General features: G+C 43.3%; 21 protein-coding genes. 2 read left to right on the top strand and 19 right to left on the bottom strand.

Annotation, left to right across the window (positions count from 1 at the left end):
- Positions 1-7: 7 nt before the first annotated feature.
- From EHV08_RS00195 to EHV08_RS00120, 16 genes are all read right to left on the bottom strand, one after another.
- The gene (locus EHV08_RS00195) at positions 8-700 is read right to left on the bottom strand and encodes a tetratricopeptide repeat protein (RefSeq protein WP_126677444.1); all 693 of its coding nucleotides are present in this window, start codon (positions 698-700) and stop codon (positions 8-10) included.
- Positions 701-711: 11 nt separating this feature from the next.
- Positions 712-1,740, bottom strand: a complete 1,029-nt coding sequence (locus EHV08_RS00190; RefSeq protein WP_126677443.1) for a vWA domain-containing protein — start codon at positions 1,738-1,740, stop codon at positions 712-714.
- A 12-nt stretch (positions 1,741-1,752) separates the two neighbouring features.
- Positions 1,753-2,751, bottom strand: coding sequence for a vWA domain-containing protein (locus EHV08_RS00185; RefSeq protein WP_126677442.1), 999 nt, complete (start codon positions 2,749-2,751; stop codon positions 1,753-1,755).
- Positions 2,739-3,803 (bottom strand): BatD family protein, encoded by a 1,065-nt coding sequence (locus EHV08_RS00180; protein WP_126679370.1) that lies wholly within the window; start codon positions 3,801-3,803, stop codon positions 2,739-2,741. Before EHV08_RS00180 ends, EHV08_RS00185 begins: the two co-directional genes overlap by 13 nt.
- A gap of 69 nt (positions 3,804-3,872) precedes the next feature.
- Positions 3,873-4,742: a DUF58 domain-containing protein gene (locus EHV08_RS00175; RefSeq protein ID WP_126677441.1), complete on the bottom strand. Its 870-nt coding sequence runs from the start codon at positions 4,740-4,742 to the stop codon at positions 3,873-3,875.
- Positions 4,743-4,960: 218 nt separating this feature from the next.
- Complete coding sequence (locus EHV08_RS00170) at positions 4,961-5,956, bottom strand: AAA family ATPase (protein ID WP_126677440.1); 996 nt, start codon at positions 5,954-5,956, stop codon at positions 4,961-4,963.
- A gap of 200 nt (positions 5,957-6,156) precedes the next feature.
- Positions 6,157-7,530 (bottom strand): HU family DNA-binding protein, encoded by a 1,374-nt coding sequence (locus EHV08_RS00165; RefSeq protein WP_126677439.1) that lies wholly within the window; start codon positions 7,528-7,530, stop codon positions 6,157-6,159.
- A complete protein-coding gene (locus tag EHV08_RS00160; RefSeq protein ID WP_126677438.1) occupies positions 7,523-7,816 on the bottom strand; it encodes an HU family DNA-binding protein in 294 nt (97 codons plus the stop codon). The genes EHV08_RS00165 and EHV08_RS00160 overlap by 8 nt, the downstream gene beginning before the upstream one ends.
- Positions 7,817-7,845: 29 nt before the next feature.
- A complete protein-coding gene (gene rimO / locus EHV08_RS00155) occupies positions 7,846-9,162 on the bottom strand; it encodes a 30S ribosomal protein S12 methylthiotransferase RimO (RefSeq protein ID WP_126677437.1) in 1,317 nt (438 codons plus the stop codon).
- A 25-nt stretch (positions 9,163-9,187) separates the two neighbouring features.
- Positions 9,188-10,144: a signal recognition particle-docking protein FtsY gene (gene ftsY, locus EHV08_RS00150; RefSeq protein WP_126677436.1), complete on the bottom strand. Its 957-nt coding sequence runs from the start codon at positions 10,142-10,144 to the stop codon at positions 9,188-9,190.
- Between the two features lie 141 nt (positions 10,145-10,285).
- Positions 10,286-10,444: a DUF4295 domain-containing protein gene (locus EHV08_RS00145; protein WP_126677435.1), complete on the bottom strand. Its 159-nt coding sequence runs from the start codon at positions 10,442-10,444 to the stop codon at positions 10,286-10,288.
- A gap of 16 nt (positions 10,445-10,460) precedes the next feature.
- On the bottom strand, positions 10,461-10,649 hold the full coding sequence (gene rpmG / locus EHV08_RS00140; RefSeq protein ID WP_126677434.1) for a 50S ribosomal protein L33: 189 nt from the start codon (positions 10,647-10,649) through the stop codon (positions 10,461-10,463).
- A 5-nt stretch (positions 10,650-10,654) separates the two neighbouring features.
- Positions 10,655-10,918, bottom strand: a complete 264-nt coding sequence (rpmB, locus tag EHV08_RS00135) for a 50S ribosomal protein L28 (RefSeq protein ID WP_126677433.1) — start codon at positions 10,916-10,918, stop codon at positions 10,655-10,657.
- 141 nt (positions 10,919-11,059) lie between these two features.
- Positions 11,060-13,177, bottom strand: a complete 2,118-nt coding sequence (locus EHV08_RS00130) for a T9SS type A sorting domain-containing protein (RefSeq protein ID WP_126677432.1) — start codon at positions 13,175-13,177, stop codon at positions 11,060-11,062.
- Between the two features lie 8 nt (positions 13,178-13,185).
- Positions 13,186-15,321, bottom strand: a complete 2,136-nt coding sequence (locus EHV08_RS00125; RefSeq protein WP_126677431.1) for a T9SS type A sorting domain-containing protein — start codon at positions 15,319-15,321, stop codon at positions 13,186-13,188.
- A 131-nt stretch (positions 15,322-15,452) separates the two neighbouring features.
- Positions 15,453-16,259, bottom strand: a complete 807-nt coding sequence (locus EHV08_RS00120) for an MBL fold metallo-hydrolase (protein ID WP_126677430.1) — start codon at positions 16,257-16,259, stop codon at positions 15,453-15,455.
- 119 nt (positions 16,260-16,378) lie between these two features.
- Between EHV08_RS00120 and EHV08_RS00115 the strand changes: the two genes are divergently transcribed.
- Positions 16,379-16,843, top strand: coding sequence for a hypothetical protein (locus tag EHV08_RS00115; protein ID WP_126677429.1), 465 nt, complete (start codon positions 16,379-16,381; stop codon positions 16,841-16,843).
- Here the strand turns inward: EHV08_RS00115 and tamL are convergent.
- Genes tamL through lepA form a run of 3 tightly spaced genes read right to left on the bottom strand, consistent with a single transcriptional unit; the run spans position 16,797 to position 21,456 of the window.
- Positions 16,797-19,019, bottom strand: a complete 2,223-nt coding sequence (gene tamL, locus EHV08_RS00110) for a translocation and assembly module lipoprotein TamL (protein WP_203227029.1) — start codon at positions 19,017-19,019, stop codon at positions 16,797-16,799. The genes EHV08_RS00115 and tamL overlap by 47 nt on opposite strands.
- 7 nt (positions 19,020-19,026) lie before the next feature.
- On the bottom strand, positions 19,027-19,623 hold the full coding sequence (locus EHV08_RS00105) for a Crp/Fnr family transcriptional regulator (protein WP_126679368.1): 597 nt from the start codon (positions 19,621-19,623) through the stop codon (positions 19,027-19,029).
- A 51-nt stretch (positions 19,624-19,674) separates the two neighbouring features.
- Positions 19,675-21,456, bottom strand: a complete 1,782-nt coding sequence (gene lepA, locus EHV08_RS00100; protein ID WP_126677428.1) for a translation elongation factor 4 — start codon at positions 21,454-21,456, stop codon at positions 19,675-19,677.
- A 110-nt stretch (positions 21,457-21,566) separates the two neighbouring features.
- Here lepA and EHV08_RS00095 point away from each other — a divergent pair, with 110 nt between their 5' ends.
- Positions 21,567-21,953, top strand: coding sequence for a hypothetical protein (locus tag EHV08_RS00095; RefSeq protein ID WP_238987974.1), 387 nt, complete (start codon positions 21,567-21,569; stop codon positions 21,951-21,953).
- Positions 21,954-22,108 lie beyond the last annotated feature (155 nt).

Raw genomic sequence — 22,108 nt, 5'->3', positions numbered from 1 at the left:
TTATTATTTACCAATTCTTATTGTTGCGGCTTCTTCGTGGCTGCTGCATCGCCTTTTGCAACCTCTGCTGTGTTTGTTTCTCGTCTTGCATCGCCGCATTCAGCAACTGTTCTGCATTATCCTTGCTCATCTGTTCATTCTGAGGAGGATTCTGCTGCTTCTGCTTGTCGTCTTTATCGTCTTTATTCTTATCTCGTTCTTTGTCCTTATTGTCCTTATCTTGTTTTTTATCTTTATCCTTATTATCGTTATTCTTATTGTTATTCTTCGGCTGATTCTTCAATAATTTCTTGCATAATGCGAGATTATACCTCGTCTGATCGTCGTTTGGATTATCTCGCAGTGCCTTCTTATATGCTTCGATGGCCTTGTCGTACATCTTATGATTTTGGAAAACGACACCCATGTTATGGTTCGACTTTGCACGACGGAACTTGTTTGTTTCGAGTTGTGAGGCTCGTTCAAACTGCAAAACGGCCACAGAGTCTTTCTGCAACATCATCAAAGCACAGCCCAAATTATACACCGCCTGCGGATTTTCAGCATTAACCGACAATGCCTTACGATACTCCACCTCTGCCTTGTCAAACTTCTTGGCACGATAAAGCCTGTTGCCGCTTCTGATATAATCGCGGTCATTCTGTGCGAACGCCGTTGAAACGACTGTCAAGAGTATAAATATGACAATATTTCTAATCATCTGCTATCACTTCAATTTGTTTTTCTCTTAAAGAGTTTTATATTCTTCAACATCGGATTACGTCTCTCCATAATACAAATCTCTGCTATCAACAGCAGCAGCACTATTATGGCAACGGCTCTGAATTGCTCGTCATATTCGCTGTATATCACGCTGTCTATCTCGCCTTTTTGCAGTTTTGTCAATGCCGCATTGAGTTTCTCTTGCGCCACATTTGTATTATCAACGTGTATATATACCCCGCCGCCGGCATCGGCAATCTGCTTACACATACCGTCATTGAGTGCCGACATGACCTCTGCACCCGAATTATCCTTTATATATCCGCCTTGTCCATCAGGAATCAAGGCTCCTTTCGACGATCCGACACCCAAGACAAAGACATTCATTCCTTTCTTTCTTGCCGCAGCGGCAGCCTCTTCTGCCCCGCCTTCATGGTCTTCTCCGTCAGTGATTACGATGATAGCCCGACCGATGTTATCGGCTTTCGTGAAACTGCTTGATGCAATTCTTATAGCCTCGGCAATGTCGGTGCCCTGAGAGGAAATCAATTCAGGTTCGGTGTTCTGCATGAACATCTTGGCCGAAACATAGTCGCTCGTGATAGGCAGTTGGATAAACGCCTCACCGGCAAATACCACAAGTCCAACCTTATCGTTGGTAAAGTTATCCACCATGTTCTCTATCAGCATCTTACTCTTTTCCAAGCGCGACGGAACAACATCTTCTGCCCTCATAGAGTTACTGATGTCGAGTGCGATTATGGCCTCTATACCGTTCCTTGTCTCATTGCTAATCTTCGAGCCGGACTGCGGACGTGCAAGCATTATTATGAGCATTGCCAAAGCCGACTGCAGCAGCCAGAACTTCACTATGCGGCGGGTCTTTGACACACCGGGCATCAGTTCGTTCAGAAGAGTGATGTCTCCGAACTTCGCAAGTTTCTTTTTCCTGTTTCTCTGCATGACCCATCTGAGGGCAACCATCATCGGGATGAGAACCAAGAGGTATAAATATATAGGACTCTCGAATCTGAACATTTGCTTTCTTTGTTATGGAATACGACGGAATATGGTAAGACGCAAAAGCACTTCGAGCAACAATGACAGCAGGGCAGCCAATGCAAAAGGCTGATATATGTCATATCGTCGAGAGAATTTCTTCACGTCCATTCTCGTTTTTTCCAATTTATCTATATCTTTATAAATCTGTTTCAACTCCTTGTTATTCGTGGCACGATAGAAATGACCATCAGCAGTAGCGGCAATATCGCTAAGTGTTTTGGTGTCAATATCTGCCTTGGCATTGACATACTGCGTTGTACCACCCACCTGAACAGGGTATGGCGCAACGGTCTTTGTGCCCACAGCGACCGTATAGACACGAATACCGAGACTCTTCGCGATATTCGCTGCGGTGAGCGGAGAGATGTCACCCATGTTGTTACTACCGTCGGTAAGCAGGATAACAACCTTGCTCTTCATCTTGCTTTCTCTCAATCTGCTTACGGCATTGGCCAGTCCCATACCAATGGCGGTACCATCGGCGATGAGTCCTCGTGCCGCAATATCGGTTCTTACATTCTGAAGAAGATTCAGCAAAGAGGTATGGTCGGTGGTCATGGGGCACTGTGTGAAAGCCTCGCCGGCAAATACCGTCAGTCCGATATTGTCGTTGGGGCGGTCGGATATAAATTCCGTTGCCACCTCTTTGGCTGCCTCTATGCGGTTAGGTTTCAGGTCTTCGGCGAGCATACTCGTCGAAACGTCCATTGCCAGCATTATGTCGATGCCCTCGGTTGTTCGGTTTCCCCACGCTGTATGTGTCTGCGGGCGTGCCAGAATTATAACAACAAGCACGAAAGTGAGCACACGCAGCGCATCAGGCAACCACATAAGTCTCACCTTAAGACTCTTTGAAGCATAGCGATAGACGTTGGTATCGCTCATCTTCATCGTAGGTTCGCTCTTCTTCCAATATAGCACATACCATAGGAAATATGGCACGAGCAGCAACAACAGCAAGAAGCACTCTTTATTCAGAAACTCCATATCTCAAGTTCATACGACAACAGCGTTGCCGCGTTATAGATTATATATACCAGAATGACCACACAAACAGCAGTGAGCGCACCGATTGTCCATTTCAAGATGCGTCTGTAACGCATGCCTTGTTTCTCTTCGGTGGTAAGTTTCGGTTCTACTCGCTCCACCTGCGGACGGTCTTCAACCTTTGTGGTGTTGATGAACTGTATGGCATTCACAAGATTATTGTCGTTCTCGTTGATTTGTGTCGAGTGCTTGGCAAACTTCACGAGGTCGGCTGTCTCGAACAAACTCCTCAACTCCATTATCATATCACTGTCGCCATTTGCTTTCAGACCGGATATTATCTCGGAACTCGTCATCTCCATTGCACTGAATCCGAAACGCTCCTCGATATACTTTCTTAACGTGTCTGTAAGTTGGGTGTAGTATTCTTTCTGATTTTCCGACGATGTCATGTTGTCTGCCTTGATGCGCTCTATCTCTCTCATGGCCTTCTGATGCGGAAGAACACGCTTAACAAACCTCACCTTGGCTATCACAGGTTTGTTTTCCTTGAACCTCGTAAACAGATAATAGGTCAGGATGACGAGCAGCGTCAGCAACACACTCATACTGAAAAGCCCACTCCAGTCTTCCCATTTGAAAGGATTGTTCTGTACGTCCTTCGGAGGATAAAAATTCTCCGGGTGCAACGTATCTACCTCTACCGTGAACACTTTAAGAGCGAGTTCACGACTCTTATAGTCCTTCCCATCAACCTTCACATTCATCGGTGGGATGTAATAGATGTTCTCATCGAAGGACGTTAGTGTATATATTCTCGACACCTTCAGCATGTCGTTGTCGAGTTTTGACGTGTCGGCAACACTTTGTTCAACAACCTCTAAGCCCGGAGTAATGTGTTCCAAAGGCTTATATTCAGGAAGAACGAGTTTCATGCCCGACTTCAATGTCACGTCGAGAGTGATGTGTACCTGTCGGCCGATATATGTTTCGGTGGAGTCAAGTCTCGACTTCACCTCAACTTGAGCAGACATTGGCAACACGCTCAACATCAACACTATCAGCGATATTATCTTTTTATATCCTACAAACACCTTTCAAAAGCATTAATTTGTTTACGACTATCCTCGCATTGCAAACAATTGCATCAAGGATTTCACATAATCATCGGTTGTACAGATAGATACATTATCAACCCGACTCTTTATAAAGGTATCGCGCAACACACGCTGCCGCTTCATCCAATAGTTATGATGGGCAGCACGAAGTTTCTTACTACCGGTGTCGATATACATCTCATGACCTGTCTCGGCATCGAGAACTTTCATCAGTCCCACATCGGGAAGTTCGCTTGCACGTCGGTCATACACTTGAATAGCCACCACATCGTGCTTGCGATTGCATATAGTGAGGGCATTGGCGAAATCTCCTTGGTCATAGAAATCGCTCAGAACGAAAGCCGTGCAACGTCTCTTTGTGACACTTGTAAGGAACTCCACGGCACTTTTCAAGTCGGTTTTCTTGCTCGAAGCATTGAAATCGAGCAACTCACGAATAATATACAATATATGCTTGCGGCCTTTCTTTGGCGGGATATACTTCTCTATCCTGTCTGAGAAGAACACCACGCCTATCTTGTCGTTGTTCTGTATGGCACTGAAAGCCAGCGTCGCGGCTATCTCTGTAACCATTTCACGCTTCATGCACTTCTCTGTTCCAAAATCCAGCGAGCCGCTGACATCTATCAGTAGCATCACCGTGAGTTCGCGCTCCTCCTCATAAACCTTGATATACGGACGATGGAAACGGGCGGTGACATTCCAGTCAATATCGCGAACGTCATCGCCGAACTGATATTCGCGAACCTCACTGAAAGCCATACCGCGCCCCTTGAACGCAGAATGATACTGGCCGGCAAATATATTGCGGCTCAATCCTCGCGTCTTTATTTCTATCTTGCGAACTCTTTTCAGTATGTCCGTTGTTTCCATTTTCTTATTTTTCCTTGTACTTTAATCCTAAAAAACGTCATTAAAACACGTTCTGTCAGAAGTTTAACCGCACATCGCAAAGCCGGCAACAATGACACGCTCGGCAAACTGGGCGAAATTGGTCGGCAAATTGGGCGAAATTGCTTTTCAAATTTGCCTGTTTTACAAAACAAATTGGGCGAAATTGTTTTCCCAACAGCCAAAAAGTAAGGAATTATTTATGGTACTTCTACCTTGTTTATGATGCTGCTAACAATTTCCTCGCTGCTCACGTTACTTGCCTCAGCCTCGTAACTCAGTCCGATACGGTGGCGGAGCACATCGTGAGCCACGGCACGCACGTCTTCGGGAACGACATATCCTCTGCGCTTAATGAACGCGAAAGCCCTTGCAGCCTTGGCAAGATTGATAGAGGCACGCGGAGAACCGCCAAACGTAATCATGTCTTTAAGCGACACCAAGCCATACCTGTCGGGATAGCGCGTCGCAAAAACTATGTCGGCAATATACTGTTCTATCTTTTCGTCGATATAAACCTGTCTTACCACCTCTCGTGCATCGAGAATTTCTTTTGCCGAAATAACCGGAGTTACCGTGGGCAATGCGCTCTGTAAATTCTCTCTTATGATGAGTTTCTCTTCGCTTATGGTAGGATAGTCTATTATCACTTTCAGCATGAAACGGTCAACCTGCGCCTCCGGCAACGGGTATGTTCCCTCCTGCTCTATCGGGTTCTGGGTAGCCATTACAAGGAAAGGAGTTGGCAAACTGAATGTCTCACTGCCAATGGTCACGATATGTTCCTGCATGGCTTCGAGCAATGCGCTCTGTACTTTGGCCGGAGCACGGTTAATCTCATCTGCCAAAACGAAGTTGGCAAACACCGGACCTTTCTTCACATGGAAGTTCTCGTCCTTTTGTGAGTAGATGAGTGTACCAATGACGTCTGCCGGAAGCAGGTCGGGAGTGAACTGAATACGACTGTAAGCAGCATCAATAAGTTGTGCAAGAGTTTTTATTGCAAGGGTCTTTGCAAGTCCCGGTACACCCTCAAGCAGAATGTGACCATCGCTAAGCAGACCTATAAGGAGCGAATCTATCAGATGTTTTTGTCCGACAATCACACGATCCATGCCCATAGTGAGCGTACTAATAAACGAACTTTGTTGCTCTATACGATTATTCAATTCGCGTATATCAAATGCTTCTGCCATAGTTTATATCTATTTTTGTTTGTATTCTTTATTTAAGCGCAAAAGTAATACTTTCGCCTTTGATAGTCGAAAAAACGCGACTAAAAAGTATTAAAAAAGTTTCTTAAAACTTACTTTTAAGAAACTTTATGTTTATTACCCTTAAAGTTGTGCCAAACCTGCCTCTAAGCGTTATATTGCCGAGGAATGGAAGGTGTTCTTCACCTCTTTGTTTTCTTCTTCAAACTGAGTTTGGGAATCTTCAATTTCTGCCCTTCTTTCAATGTCGTTGTCCCGTTATGCACCTCGATGTAGCAGACCATATCCTTACCGAGATAGGCTTTCGCAACAGATGTCATAGTCTGTCCTTTCTTTATGGTTATCACCTTGTCGGTACCCACGATGTTGTAAGCACCGTGCTGTACGAGTCGGCGCGAATATTCAAGTGCTTTATCGTTTGTTTCCGGTTTTGCCACCGGCTTTGCCGGCTCTGCTTTTTTTACCTCCGGCTTTGGTGCCGGCTTCGGTTTCGGTTCGGGTTTTGCCTTTACCTCTTTTTCCTTTATCGCCAATGCAGTGATAGAATCCTCCACAGCCTTTTCTATGCTTGCCTGCTTCAATGAGTCTGCCTGCGATGCGGAATCAGCGACATGCTTATCCTGCGACGAATTTCTCGCTGTCATTACATGGTTTGTAATAATTTGTTCGTTAGCCACAGTTTCTCTTTCATTGTAAAAAGAAACGAAATAATACACCAATAATCCCGACACTCCGATAAGCGCAATGGCTATAAGCCAACGCTTCCATGCACTGTTTTTTTCTGTTGCATAGATGCTTTCAGTGTATGATTCCTCCGTTTCTTCCTGTTCCACAGCAAGAGGAATGGCGGCAGACGGTTCTTCATCTACGGTTTCCTCTATCGTTTCGCCTTGTGTTTCCTCCTCCTCATCGGCATCTTCAGGCTTCTGTTCTTCAAAACAATCATCACTTGTGTCCTCACATGCAGCCTCATCAGTTACATCTTCTGTTTCCTCGCTGTTCTCGTCTTGACTCTCTATTGGCTTTACATTGCTATTCATGAAATTCCATACGAGCAATGCCTCGCTGAAAGAATCGTCCTGGACGAGCGGCGTATCATCGGAAACATCAGAAGGTTTCGGTCCTTCCGCTGTTTCTTCCGGAACTGTTTCTTCGGGCGTTTCATCCACATCGGGGTTTTCGTCAGGCATATTATCCTCTTCTGAAATGGTTGATTCGAAATCGGAAAAATCAACTCCGTTGCCCAGTACTACGGTTTCAAACTGTGAGAAAGGCTTGTTTACCAAGTCTTTCATTATTGCATCGGGCGTGAAAGTTATCTTCTCGCGCCCTTCGATTATTATCTCTTCACCGGTGTTTACATCAACACTTTTTCGTTGCTTTACATCTATTACCTTGAAAGTACCAAGTCCTTTTATCTTTAAGAACTTGTCTTCATGCAACCCATCATGTATCGTGTCGAGCACGGCCGACAAGAAATTCTGTGCATCGGCAACACTCATACTGCATCGTTCGGCAAGCCGTGACGACAACTCCTGTAACGTAATCTTACTCATTGCCTACCCCTCCATTTTTAAGTTTCTCCTTAACAGAGGCCACAGGTTTGAATCCGAGCACTAATTTCGGTGGCACAAGCATGCGCTGTTTAGTACTTGGATTGACTACAACACGCTCCAATCTCTTCTTTACCTCAAACGTTCCGAAGTTAGGCATCTGTATTGAATCACCCTCTTGGAATATGTCTCCCATGATGTCTATGGCCTTGTTTAGCGTGGCCTGGGCATCATCTTGGGGCATTCCAAGTCTCTGCGACAGTCGTTGTATGAAGTCTTTGTTGTTCATATTGATAAAGGTTTCTTCAAGTTATGTTATCATGCACCTGTGGTTTGTAATATAGGAGTGCCGTAGAGATCGAATTCTTCAGAATCGGTAATCATCACATCGTAGAATTTGCCTACTCTTAAAGTCTTTTCGTTGGCACGTATAAGCACCTCCGGGTCAACCTCCGGCGAACTGTATTCTGTTCTTCCGACGTAGTAATCGCCCTCTTTTCGGTCTATAATGACCTTCATCACAGAACCGACACGCGTTTCTTCGAGTTCGGTACTTATCGTCTGCTGGAGCGTCATCAATTCTGCAAGGCGTTTTTCCTTTATTTCTGCCGGGACGTCGTCGGTATAATGTTTTCCGGCGTATGTACCTTCTTCCTCCGAATAAGCAAAGGCACCCATGCGTTCGAAGCGCATTTGGCGAGTGAAATCCATTAATTCGCGGAAGTCTTCCTCTGTTTCTCCGGGAAAACCAACCATTAAAGTGGTTCTAAGCGTTATGCCCGGAACGGCCTCTCTGACTCTCTCGATGAACTTGTAAGTCTCGTCCTTGGTTATATGACGGTGCATTGCGGTGAGCATGTGGTCGGAAATGTGCTGCAAAGCAACATCAAGATATTTGCAAACATTCTTCTTTTCGCGCATCACATCAAGCAATTCATAGGGGAATTGCGCAGGATAGGCATAATGAAGTCTTATCCATTCTACTCCTTTCACATCGGCAATATCACTGACAAGTTCTGCGATATGCGACTTGCCGTCAATATCCTTACCATAGAATGTGAGTTCTTGGGCTATCACCTGAAACTCCTTTACTCCCTGTGCGACAAGTGCTTGCACCTCCTCTATTATCTCTTGCTTGGGGCGGCTCTTATGTTTTCCTGTGATAATCGGTATTGCACAATATGCGCAATGGCGGTCACAACCCTCGCTTATCTTTAGATAGGCGTAGTGTTTGGGAGTTGTGAGAGTACGCATTATGGGTTTTTCCGGTGTTTTTGCTAATCCGAGATCTGCGATAAGTTGTTTATAATCGAATTTACCATAGAACTTATCCACCTCCGGGAGTTCTGCTTCGAGTTCCTCACGATAACGTTCAGAAAGGCAACCCATGACAAAAAGTTTGCCCAACTTGCCCTCTTTTTTTCGCTCTATAAACTCCAATATCGTGTTTATGCTCTCCTCTTTGGCATCACCAATGAAGCCACAAGTGTTTATTACAGCAATCTCACCGCAGGGCTTATTGCTATCGTGGGTACATGGATATCCGTTTATCTCGAATTGTTTGATAAGAATCTCGCTGTCAACAAGATTCTTAGAACATCCAAGGGTAATTATATCTACATGATTATGCTTCAAAACTCTCTATTTCCTTTATTGAAACTTATTTCGTATTAAACAAAGAATCAACAAATTGCCGTCTGTTGAACAACTGCAAATCTTCCATTCCTTCACCCAGTCCGATGTATTTTACCGGCACTTTCAACTGGTCGCTGATGCCGATTACCACTCCACCCTTGGCCGTTCCGTCAAGTTTGGTTATGGCAAGACTTGTTATCTGTGTCACGGCAGCAAACTGTTTGGCCTGTTCGAAAGCATTCTGCCCTGTGCTTCCATCGAGCACCAAGAGCACTTCATCGGGCGCATCGGGCACCACTTTCTTCATAACCTCCTTAATCTTCTTCAGTTCATTCATCAGGCCTACTTTGTTATGGAGTCGCCCTGCGGTATCTATAAGCACCACATCGGCACCGTTCGCTTTAGCCGAACTTAACGTATCAAACGCCACAGAAGCAGGGTCGCTACCCATCTGCTGCTTTATTACCGTGCATCCCACACGTTCTCCCCATATACACAACTGCTCAACGGCAGCCGCACGGAAAGTGTCTGCAGCACCGAGATAAACCTTCTTCCCTGCACTCTTGAACTGATGAGCGAGTTTTCCGATTGTTGTTGTCTTACCGACACCATTCACACCGACAACAAGAATTACGTATGGGGTATGGTCGGAAGGCAAGTCCCAGTTATCGTTGTCTTCCGTGTTATTCTCTGCCAGCAGTTCCGCAATCTCCTCACGCAGAATATTGTTGAGTTCGGAAGTGGACACATACTTGTCGCGAGCCACCCTTTCCTCTATCTTACTGATGACTTTCAATGTTGTCTCTACACCAACATCACTCGTAATAAGAACCTCTTCGAGATTGTCGAGAACGTCATCATCGACCTTTGACTTGCCTGCCACGGCTCTTGCCAACTTGGAAAACACGCTTTCCTTCGTCTTTTCAAGCCCCTTGTCGAGAGTCTCTTTTTTCTTCTTATTGAATAAACCGAAAATTCCCATACTGTCTGTTTTTGCCTACAAAATTACACAAAATCTTTTATAAGAACAAATATGAAATGCCTTTTGTGTAAATACAGGTACAAAATAAGCCGCAAACATAATCAATGTTGCGGCTTATTTCTGTAGTTATGTATTCTGAAATTAATTCTTGAAGAAGTCCTTAACAGCCTCGTTAGGAACCATCTGCTCATCAAAGATGTAAGCACCGGTCTTCGGGCTTCTTACCATCTTGATAACCTTTGTATATGCACGCCCGTCCTTAGAACCTTCATGGAGGGTGGCGACAGTTTTCTTTGCCATTTCGCTTCTATTTTATTTATTTAATTTCTTTATGTACAGTCATACGCTTAAGCAGGGGATTATATTTCTTAATCTCCAAGCGTTCCGGCGTATTCTTGCGGTTCTTTGTTGTGACATAACGGCTTGTTCCGGGGAGACCGCTATTCTTCATCTCTGTGCATTCAAGTATAACCTGAACTCTATTGCCTTTTGCTTTCTTTGCCATGATGCTTATTCTCCTATAACTTTAATGTCTTTCCAGTCACAGTATCCCTTGGCAACGGCACGCTTAAGAGCTGCATCAAGACCCACTTTGTTAATTAGGCGCAATCCTGCTGCACTTATCTTAAGGCTTATCCAGCAACTTTCCTCTACATAGTAGAACTTCTTGCTGAACAGGTTTACATCAAAGGAACGCTTGGTGCGATGCTTTGAGTGGGAAACATTGTTGCCAATCTGCGCCTTCTTTCCCGTAATTTGACAAATCTTCGACATTGCTATCTACTTTTCTTGATTTTTGATACTTATTCCAAACAGGGTGCAAAATTACTAACTTTTTCCCGATTAACAAAATATTTCTCTTATTAATATCGGTAATTAAGTTTTTTTAGTTCGCTTAATTGGCAAAAATGCTTATCAGATAGTTATTTTCTTAAAAAATACGTGTCCATCATCTGTTGTTGCTTTGACAATATAAATACCGCCAAACATTTCCGCAGTTTCTACCACTGTTGCATAAGAGGTTTTCACACATCTTCCGTCAAGACTGTATATTGCAACTGAAACAGGTTGTGAAAATATTATGCGACCATCAAAATATATGATATCATTACATTCACTTTTGCCTATTTCATCCAATCCGCTCGTGTTCCCTTTAACGAAAAAGGCTGGCATTAACGTCTGTGTATGGGTGTTACCAATTGCATCATCAAGTTTTATGCACAAGTCGTACCATTTTCCTTTACCATTGATTGATGCCAACGATGCTCTATAGAAATATCCGAAGCCAGGCATGAAGAATTTTTCAGGCACGATATTGGCTTGCAATGTTGTCCAAGAATCTGCTCCATGTTCTGAATATGACACCTCTACACTATTTATTGGTTTGCAGTCATAGTAACGCATATTTGCAGAATTGTCATCATGATGATACTGCATGTCACCGGCAACAAACTCAAGCATCCCACTGCCGGCATCGTCAATACGGTCGGTTATTTGACCATCGGATGTAATGAAACGCAACATCTGTATAGAAGGAGCAGTTATGTCATCGCCTTTTGCCTTGTGACGCACTACGGTAACATTCTTACCTGCCATGTCATCAACCTTTATATTCTCTTGAGTAAAGGTATGAGTCTTAAAATCTCCATCTGCATTTTCATTTTTAACAACAGTCTTACGGTCTGCTTCATATACTTCTCCGTAACGTCCGAGATAGGTAAGTAGTTTCGTACTCTTTCCGTTATAATCTTTTGATTTCACAGATAACAATGGACAACTGTTCCCGTATATATACTGACTTGATGCCCCATAAAGTTTCCATGACAGAGCAGGATTTCCCGGATAAACAACCGGTGTTCCACCACCTACTGGGACAATAAAACCATCGGTAACATCATATCCGTAGTCAATAAAATGCAAGCTGGTCTTAGAATTTCCGGCAACCGGAAGTCCTATAATATGATGGTATTGATTATTGGCTTCAGCATACACATCACCCATCATGGGATTGACCATTACGTTAAATCCTCCATTCTCGTGTTCGGGTAAATCTATATACAGAACTGTTTCATTATTTGGCAATACCATGTTCTTGTTCTCCGATTTACTGCTAAGCAACCATTTTCCATCGTATGTACACCATACACGACAACCATAGATATGTGCATTCGCATTTTTATCTCCTTCCGGAGTAGGAACGAATTTCTGCTTGTAGCACTGTAAATCTTCCGGCTTGCTTGATATAGTGGCAGAAGCAGTAAGCGGAGTCTCAAACTTAAAGAAATAGGTCGCATTATTAATTTTCGAGCGCATGTTTGCTGTATGTAACAATGTAAACCGATTGCTTATCGCATTAAAATAATAGTCTACATCATAACCTTTAATTCGGTACGGCCCTCCTATGATAGTGTGAACAACTCCCATTCCTTTAAGAGAAAAGAATGTGTAACTGCGATAACTGTTGACATTGCCGGCAACAGCCACGGCTCCATTCTCATATTGATCCAAAGTTAGAGGTGTGCTATTCTCGTCAAAAAATTTAAATGTCAACGGAACATTTGCCTCGTCTTTTACAAATGTTATCGTTATGCCATCAGTAATTTCGACATTCTCTTTGAACACAACATAAGTTCCTGTAGGCTTACCCTTGAACATAGCATGCATATCATAAGTTCCCGCAGGCATCTGACATGTAAAGGTCGCCTCTTTCCCAGACTTATCTACAACTATCACTCCTTGTTCTTTATTATAGGCCGTTATACCGAGAGGAGTAGCTTTATTTGCATCATAATCATATACAAACGTAACCGTAACGGTCTGTTCATCGGTATTATTTCGATTATATGCCGGAGCATATATCATGACACCTTCCGATGTCTTGAAATGTTCATACCCCATATATTGAGGTAAAAACAATTCCGTTTTACAACCATCATTGTCAATGGAATATTCCGTGGATGTATCAACCACGAGTTGTGCCGACATACAAAGCGGCATAATTAACCCAACAAATATAGAAATTATCGTTTTCATAATATATTTTAAATTAAGATTTTCGAAGTTATTTGTTCGATACCAGAAACAAGAACTTTAACAACATACACACCACGAGGTAGGCTACCTATGTATATTTTACCATCGGTATTGCTGGAAACCAAACGGCCATCAACCGACAAGAGTTGAATAGTCGCGTTCTCTACACCTTTCACAATAAGCATATCTCCAACAATTTTGATATATGACTGCAATGACTGCATCTCATCAAGACCTGCAAGAGTTCCGTCTATGCAGAATGCAGGACTGATTGTCTGTGTTTGGCTATTACCTGTGGGGTCGGTGAATGTTACCATCAAATCATACCATTGTTTTTCCATGCTTGCAGGAATATTTTCAAATGACCCACGGAAGAAATATCCAAAACCCGGCATGAAATAGAAATCAGGAATCTCCTCCATCGGTATAGCGAGTATATTATCCTTTCCAAATGGAGTACACGTAACCTTAATGGTTGCAGGACTACAAGTATAATATCCGGAGTAACTTTCAGGCACAGGATTGTAAGAGAAATCTCCACCGGCAATCTCTACAACACCATCGGCAGGATTAGCAAATCGATCTGTGATATTTCCGTTTTTGTCTTTAAACTGAAGCATCTGCATTGTAGGGGGTATATGGTCGCTTTCATTTTGCATCATTACAAGTTCGGTTTTGTTTTTACCATCCAGCCCATCTACTTTAACGTTATTGTTTTCAATAGTGATTTTATATACATCAGAACTAACTTGTTGCTCACTCTGTTCAGCAAGCATGTAGTCGGCATCACGCAATTCGCCATATCGTCCGATATAACTCGAAATGATATTCAAATATTCTTTTCCACCATTAATCTCTGGAACTATACGCAGTGAATTTATCGGACAACCTGCTCCATAAATCACATTGGATACGGTCTTCTCCGTAAACGAAAATTTAGGGTGACCGGGATAAAGTTGTGAGCGCACATGATTCTCAGGAGCATTGTAACCTCCGTTTTCCTCATATCCTGAATTAACAAAATACAATCCATCTTTATCACCCATTACTTGCTGTCCCCTGATAAAATTGAACGATTTGTACTCGTATCCTCCATACGTTTCAATTTTCATGTATTCGCCCATTAGTGGCTTTACGAGAACATTGAACATGTCTTCCGAGTTGTCATTATCTTTTGGTAGATCAAGGAAGAATTTCGTTGTGAGATCGGAAGATGGCATATCAGGGATATATGATTGTTGTCCAATCAAGGCATCACCATTATATACCCCCGAAAAATAATAACCCGGCACATGATTCTCTGCTTTTTCTTTCCATTCCGGTGTTGGCTCGAATTTTTGGTTGTATTCAATGTATCGTGTGGGGTTGTTGATAATTATCGTGTCTTTTTTGAAATCGTCAAGTACATACTTGTTAAACCAATACACCTCTCCCTTAGACACCATACGCGCCTCACATAATTTATAACGTTCGCTCAAGTGGTTTACGTAGAAGTCTGTCTCATGTCCCTTAAACTTATATCCACCGCCGATATTTGCAGCCACATTACCAAATCCTTCCAATATAAAGAACGTCAAAGAGGAGTAGTCATCAATTGTGCCTTCTTCAACAATCTGATAAGAAGTATTATATACCGGCATGTGCATGCTGTTGCCATCTTGGTCAACTGTGCGGAAAGATATTCCTGTCTTTGCCTCGCTCTGTGACAACGTAAAATTGGCATCTGCATCTAATTTAACATTCTCCTTGAACACATAATAAATTTCACCATACGGTGATAAATAACATGCAAACATATCGTATGTACCCTTTGGCACTACCTGTGTAACGGTCTTATTACTACCATCATAATCAACGTGGAACATACCATTTTCCTCATTATACACCGATATACCAACCGGGGTAAAGGAAGCCGGACTGTCAAAACCGGTTGTCAAGTTGACTGTTTCAGCCCCCTGCTTTAAAGGTTGTGGTTTAGGGGTACAGAATATAAAATTACCATTCTTTCTAACAGTATTGTTATTTTCGTTGATTAAGTTGCGTGAAAGATGATTTACACGACCAATTGGAATCGTGTCAATGATGTTTGCCGATGCGATTACCGAAATTGACAGAGCGGCAATAAGAATAAAACAATGCTTCATGACAAAAGGTTTAATAATTAAAAAGGTAGTTTTAAATAGTTAAATTAGATTTGCCACAAAGATACTACAATATTTTATAATTTGCAAATTTCCAATCAAATAATCATACCATTACACATCGTTTTATATTTTTATAAAGTCAAATCACAAACATCGCTTGGTGTTTTGCGCTTCAAGACATCAAGCACAAAGTCTTTTCCCGGTATTATTCCATAATTTCTCAATATCATATCAACGGTCTTACGTGCAAGTTCCGGATGGTTGTTCTCTTCGCTTAAATGGCAGAGCCACACATGTTTCAGGCTTTCCGTGCAGCATAATACCAAGGCTTCGGCACAAGCCTTGTTGGATAGATGCCCGTTATCACCCCCCACCCTAACTTTCAAATGTTGCGGATAAGTTCCTGTTTTCAACATTTCCTCATCATGGTTTGCCTCTATGACAAGATAATCAGCATTTGAAATATATTCTTTCATCTCGTCGGTAACATGTCCGACATCAGTCATAAGGCAAAATTTAACTCCCTCATTCTCAACCATGAAACCAACATTATCGGCACTGTCATGCGGAATACCAAAGGCTGTAACCATAAAATCGCCAATGCAAACAGATTCCCCTTTATGGATATACTTCATATTTGCACCGTTAATTTTATTTCTTACGCAGTAATTACGCCCAATCCCGGCATGCACTTCACGCGTTGCATATACCGGAACTTTCAAATCGTTACTCAGACTGCCAACACATTTCACATGGTCGGCATGGTCGTGAGTGATTAGAATATTATGTATGTTTGACATGGCAAGTCCGAAGTCGGCAAAACTCTTTTTCAGAAACCTGACACCGACTCCGGCATCAATCAGAAGCCCGTCTGTCTCAGTGAAAAGATAATAGCAATTGCCGCTGCTTCCACTGCCAAAAGAAATAAACCTAAGCATTACGTGTATATTTTGATACAAAAGTACTTAAAAGTGGCCAATTTGCAAAAAAAAATCTATATCTTTGCACTGATTTAATCTTTTAATAATTTTTTTAAACTTTCAAAAGACTAAAAAACATGATAAGGCTAAAGAAGTTGCCATACATAATGATTATGGCATTATTCACCACAATAGTATCATGCACCATCGCAGATACAATAAGACCGTCTGCAGAAGGTGACATTGCAGAGAAATTTGCAAACGAATATTTCAACCTCAGATATAAAAATGCCACCCAATATTGCACCAAAGAGAGTGAGAATTTTCTAAAATTCGCAGCAAGCCAAATCAGCAATGATGAATTGGCTATATTAAAAAATGCAGATAGCGAGGCCACTATCGAAATAGAGGACGTAGAAAGCGGCAAGCACGAAAGCGAAGTAACGGTAAAGGTGAGCAACTATTTCGAGGCAGACACCATAGGCAAAACAGGCAGAATAGTTGACGAAGGACTTTTCAAACTATCGCTTGTAAAAGAAAACAAGAAATGGAAAGTCAGAATGGAAGGCCTACCGCGAAATGAAAAGCGAAGTCGCGACTGAACTTAGGATTTAATATCGGATAGTGTTCACTACTTGTTTCGTATGCCGGATTAATGGCTTTCATTCCCAAGTCGAAGCGCATAATGAAATACCCGAAGTTTAGACGGAAGCCCAAACCGTATGCCACCGCTATCTCTTTATAGAAATCCTTGAGAGAGAACTGACCACCCGGCTGCTCTGCATAGTTACGCAACGTCCAGATATTTCCGGCATCAACAAAAAATGCTCCGTCAATTTTCCAGAACAGGAAAGTGCGATACTCCGCACTCAGGTCAAGTTTCATATCTCCCGTTTGGTTGATAAAATCAATTGCGCCATTGGTCCCTTTAAACTTTCCCGGTCCCAATCCTCTGACATTCCATCCACGAACAGAATTGGCACCACCGGCGAAATATCGCTTGTCAAACGGCAACACCTTGCTGTTTCCGTAAGGATATGCCATACCGAACGCGCCATGCAAAGCAAGCACATTATGCTTATCGAACTGATATAGACGCGAGTAATCAATATCTAACTTCACGTATTGCGCATACGCTATATTAAATAAGGTGTATTGTCCGTTTGAGTTCTTCTTCCCTTTAGATATATGCGACACGGCATTCAGCAGGTTTCCCGATGTCTCTATGCTTGCCCGCAACGCCCTGACACCGTTGTTATAGTTCACACCGAAACCAACCTTGGTAATGAACATATCTTCATAGTTGTACCGAAGTATCGCATTCCTGCTCCCGGCATTGTCAAGATATTCTTTCTTGAACGTGTAAGAAATCCACGGCATATATATATAATTAAGGTCGAGCAGGTCGAACCGATATGCCGCATGATGCCCGAAGTCGTTCCATTTATACCTCCACGCGGCCGAGAAAACTCGTCGATGAAACTCCGGACGGTTCTGCATGTCAAAACTTACAGACAATTCGCTCGTGGCACGAGAATTTCTTCTGAACGATTTTGAAAGGAAAGGAGCAAGAAATCGCGGAAACTCCAATCGCGTTTCGACTCCTAACTCTGTGTAATTATGGTTCTGATAACCCTCAAGACCGGTTATCGCCTCGTATGCTCCACGCAGTTCCACGCTCAACTGCTCCGACCCGCGGAACAGATTCCTATTGGTCCAAGTAATGGAAGCCGCAGCACCGAGATTTCCGGCGGTATTAGTGCCCTCCGGACTGAAACTTATGCTGTTCGGTTTCTTACGACTTGTATGTATCACACAGTCGAGCAATGTCGTGTCTCGGCGTTCTGTGAAACTGATATTGGTATATCCCAACGCCCCGAGTTTCGCAAAATTATTATATGTTCGCTGTAAAGCATTTGCACTGTACGGCCGCCCGACATCTATTACAGTGTTATCATTCAGCACCCTTTCTCTCAAATGGGTGTCCTCCTCACCTAATCCGACATGCTTCACCGACCCGATGAAATAGCGCGGGTGCAACGTCTCCTCTGCATTACTGTTCGGTTTATACCGTAGCAGATGAAGCACCACATCAACCTCTCTCGCATTATGCGTGGAATCGGCAGTGAATCTGATGAAATCTATATTAAACCTATAAAATCCGGAATTATGCAACAAGTTTGTTATGCGCTTCCTCTCGTTGTTCAGGTTGGACACGGTGAACTGCATTCCGCTATGTATTCCGCGGTTAGCGGGGTCTTCAAGACCGAGCAGTTTCTCTATCACAGGGTCTTCAATGTCATACTCAACGTTCCTTATATAGAACGGTTCGCCGGGACGAAGTTCATATTCCAGACTTACTTTTTTCCCTTTAAACTTCTTGTTCAGCGCAACTGCAGCATTCATATATCCCATGTTCTGCATTGCTGTTATCAGGTCTTTGCACGACATATCGGCCTGTACGCTGTCAAAGATAACAGGCTTTTCACCAATATTTTTCAGTGTTCGGTTAATCCATTTTGTGGTGTCCCTTCCGGCAAGTGAATAGGTACGCAGCGGCACTTTGAACATAGAGAACCATTTAGAGTTGCCTTTCTGTCGTATATACTGCCTCAACATCTCCACGTCAAGATTCTTCACATCGCCCTTTATCTCCACCTTTGAAAGCAGATATTGGTTATCCGGCACAAACTTTTGTGTCGAACAACCAACAAGAATCAGTGCCAAAAGGCACATCACCATGAGGCATAAATATGACTTGCCGTGCTGTTTATTCATGGCTGCGTCAGTCAAGCAATGTGCTTGAACGCACGCGACTAAGAGTCTCCGGAGTCATTTGCAGGTAACTTGCAATATATACAAGCGGTGCTCTCAATGTCACCTGCTGATTCTGTTTGCACATTTTGCGATAACGATCCTGCGCTGACTCGAAGCGAACGAGGTCGGCATGCACCTGCGACTGTATCAGACTCTCTTCCAATATCTTGCGATAAAGTATCTGTATGTTCACATTATGCATGGCCACCTCTTCAAGGCGAGCCTTCGGAAGGGCGTAGATGACTGTCGTTTCGAGTGCTTCCATCTGCAACTTTGTAGGCTCCTCGCGGAAAAGACTTTCTATACACATTACGATATTACCCTCCACTGCCATGTGCTCGGTAAGTTGTTTGCCGTTTTTGAAATAGAACTGCCTTACAAGTCCCTTGTCTATATAATATATATGTTTGCAAGTTTCTCCTTCTTTGAGAATCATTTCGCCCTTAGCAAACTTCATCGGCACCAGCACACTCTGCAAGATATCAAGTTCTTCGTGTGTCATGGTGCTATACTTACGAGCAAGTTCTCTCGCAATATCCCTAATCGTCTTTGTCATTTCCTTCATTGCCATACCTCCCTTCACGTTAAAGTTTTCAGTGGATATTATATTATCGGGTCAGTCAAGTTTCAGAACTGCGAGGAAAGCCTTCTGCGGCACCTCAACATTTCCTATCTGCTTCATGCGTTTCTTACCTTTCTTTTGTTTCTCAAGCAACTTGCGTTTACGGCTAACATCACCACCATAGCACTTTGCCGTAACGTCCTTGCGCACCTGTTTCACCGTTTCCCTCGCTATTATCTTCGCTCCGATAGCCGCCTGAATGGCTATATCGAACTGCTGGCGGGGTATCAGTTCTTTCAGTTTCTCACACATTCTTCTGCCGAATCCCACGGCATTGTCCTGATGTGTCAGTGTAGAAAGAGCATCGACAGGTTCGCCGTTCAACAGTATATCGAGTTTCACGAGTCTTGAAAGACGGAAACTGTCTATATGATAGTCAAACGAAGCATATCCCTTTGAAATGCTCTTCAGTTTGTCATAGAAATCTATCACGATTTCGCCCAACGGTATCATGAAATGCAGTTCCACACGGTTGCCGCTGACATATTCCTGATTAAGCAGTTCTCCACGCTTGTCAAGACATAGTTTCATTATCGGCCCGATGTAGTTACTATCGGTTATTATCGTGGCTTTGATATACGGTTCTTCTATATGCTCTATCATTGTCGGTTCAGGCAGTCCGCTCGGATTATGCACTTCCAAAGCATCCCCCTGCTTGGTATATATCATATACGACACGTTCGGAACGGTTGTTATCACGTCCATATTAAATTCGCGGTCGAGACGTTCCTGCACTATCTCCATGTGAAGAAGTCCGAGAAAGCCACAACGGAAGCCGAAACCCAATGCCACGGAAGACTCCGGGAAGAACGTCAGCGAGGCATCATTGAGTTGCAGTTTCTCAAGCGAAGCACGCAGGTTTTCATATTCTGTCGGGTCGATGGGATATACTCCGGCAAACACCATCGGCTTGACCTCTTGAAATCCGGCAATGGCTGTTTCGCAAGGACGTGCCGTATGGGTTATGGTATCGCCCACTTTCACCTCCTTGGCATCCTTTATTCCGCTTATGATATATCCCACCTCACCGGTGCTTAGTTCCTTACGCGGTATCATATCCATCTTCAGCACTCCCACCTCGTCGGCATCATATTCCATGCCGGTGTTGAAGAACTTCACCTTGTCGCCCTTCTTGATGGAGCCATTGAGTATCTTGAAATATGCTATAATGCCTCGGAACGAGTTGAACACCGAGTCGAATATCAATGCCTGTAACGGGGCATCGACATTTCCAACAGGATGCGGAATGCGTTCCACCACCGCTTTCAGTATGTCGTCTATGCCTTCGCCGGTCTTTCCGCTTGCACGTATAATCTCCGAACGGTCACAGCCTATGAGTTCCACAATCTCGTCTTCCACTTCATCGGGCATTGCGCTGGGCATATCGATTTTGTTTATCACGGGGATTATCTCCAAATCGTGCTCGATTGCCATGTATAGATTGCTGATTGTCTGCGCCTGAACGCCTTGCGTGGCATCAACCACGAGCAGCGCTCCCTCGCATGCGGCGATACTGCGGCTCACCTCGTAAGAGAAGTCAACGTGTCCCGGAGTGTCGATAAGATTGAACACGTATTTCTCACCATTAAGTTCATACTCCATCTGAATGGCGTGGCTTTTGATAGTGATACCTCTTTCTTTCTCCAAATCCATGTTGTCGAGCATCTGCCCGTCGGTAATCTTTATTGTGTTAGTACACTCAAGGAGTCGGTCGGCAAGTGTACTCTTGCCGTGGTCTATATGTGCTATTATGCAGAAATTACGTATATGTTGCATGTGTATTTACCCAAAACTAACGGCAAAGTTACAAAAAAATGAGTTTTAATGGTTATTATTTTCATTATTTTTAAATATTTAGCGAGAAATTCCTTATTTTTGTACCCATTATGAAGAAGTTACTGTTATTTGCATCAATCATTTTCCTCGCTTCGTGCCATGAGAGCCTGGAGGACAGGGCGGCACGAGAGTCGAAAGAATACACCGAGAAAAAATGTCCGGCAACTATCGATGAATTTACAATTATCGACAGCATCACGTTCGACAAAGCAACAAAGACCGTACATTCATATTTCTCGTTGCGCGGCAATGCCGATACCGTGGGAGTGCTGAAAGACGACAATGTGCGTCCGGCACTTATCGACGAACTGAAACGCAACACCAACAACCGTGTCTATAAGGATGCCGGTTTCTGCTTTGCTTATACCTATTACTCGGCGAGCAGAAAAGGTAAGGTGCTATACGAAACGACACTGAGCACAAAGGATTACGAATAGTAAGCCTGCAACAAACCACAGAACATTCTGCGAAAGCACATATCCGAAAAAACAAATTCGGCTGTTTTGCAGACCAATTTGGGCGAAATTGAAATGTAATTTCGCCCAAATTGGTCTGCAAAACAGCCGATATTGGTTTTCAAAAGACTAATTCT

The sequence above is a fragment of the Prevotella koreensis genome, assembly GCF_003977605.1.
GTDB lineage: Bacteria > Bacteroidota > Bacteroidia > Bacteroidales > Bacteroidaceae > Prevotella > Prevotella koreensis.
This window is presented reverse-complemented; position numbering and strand designations above follow the sequence as displayed.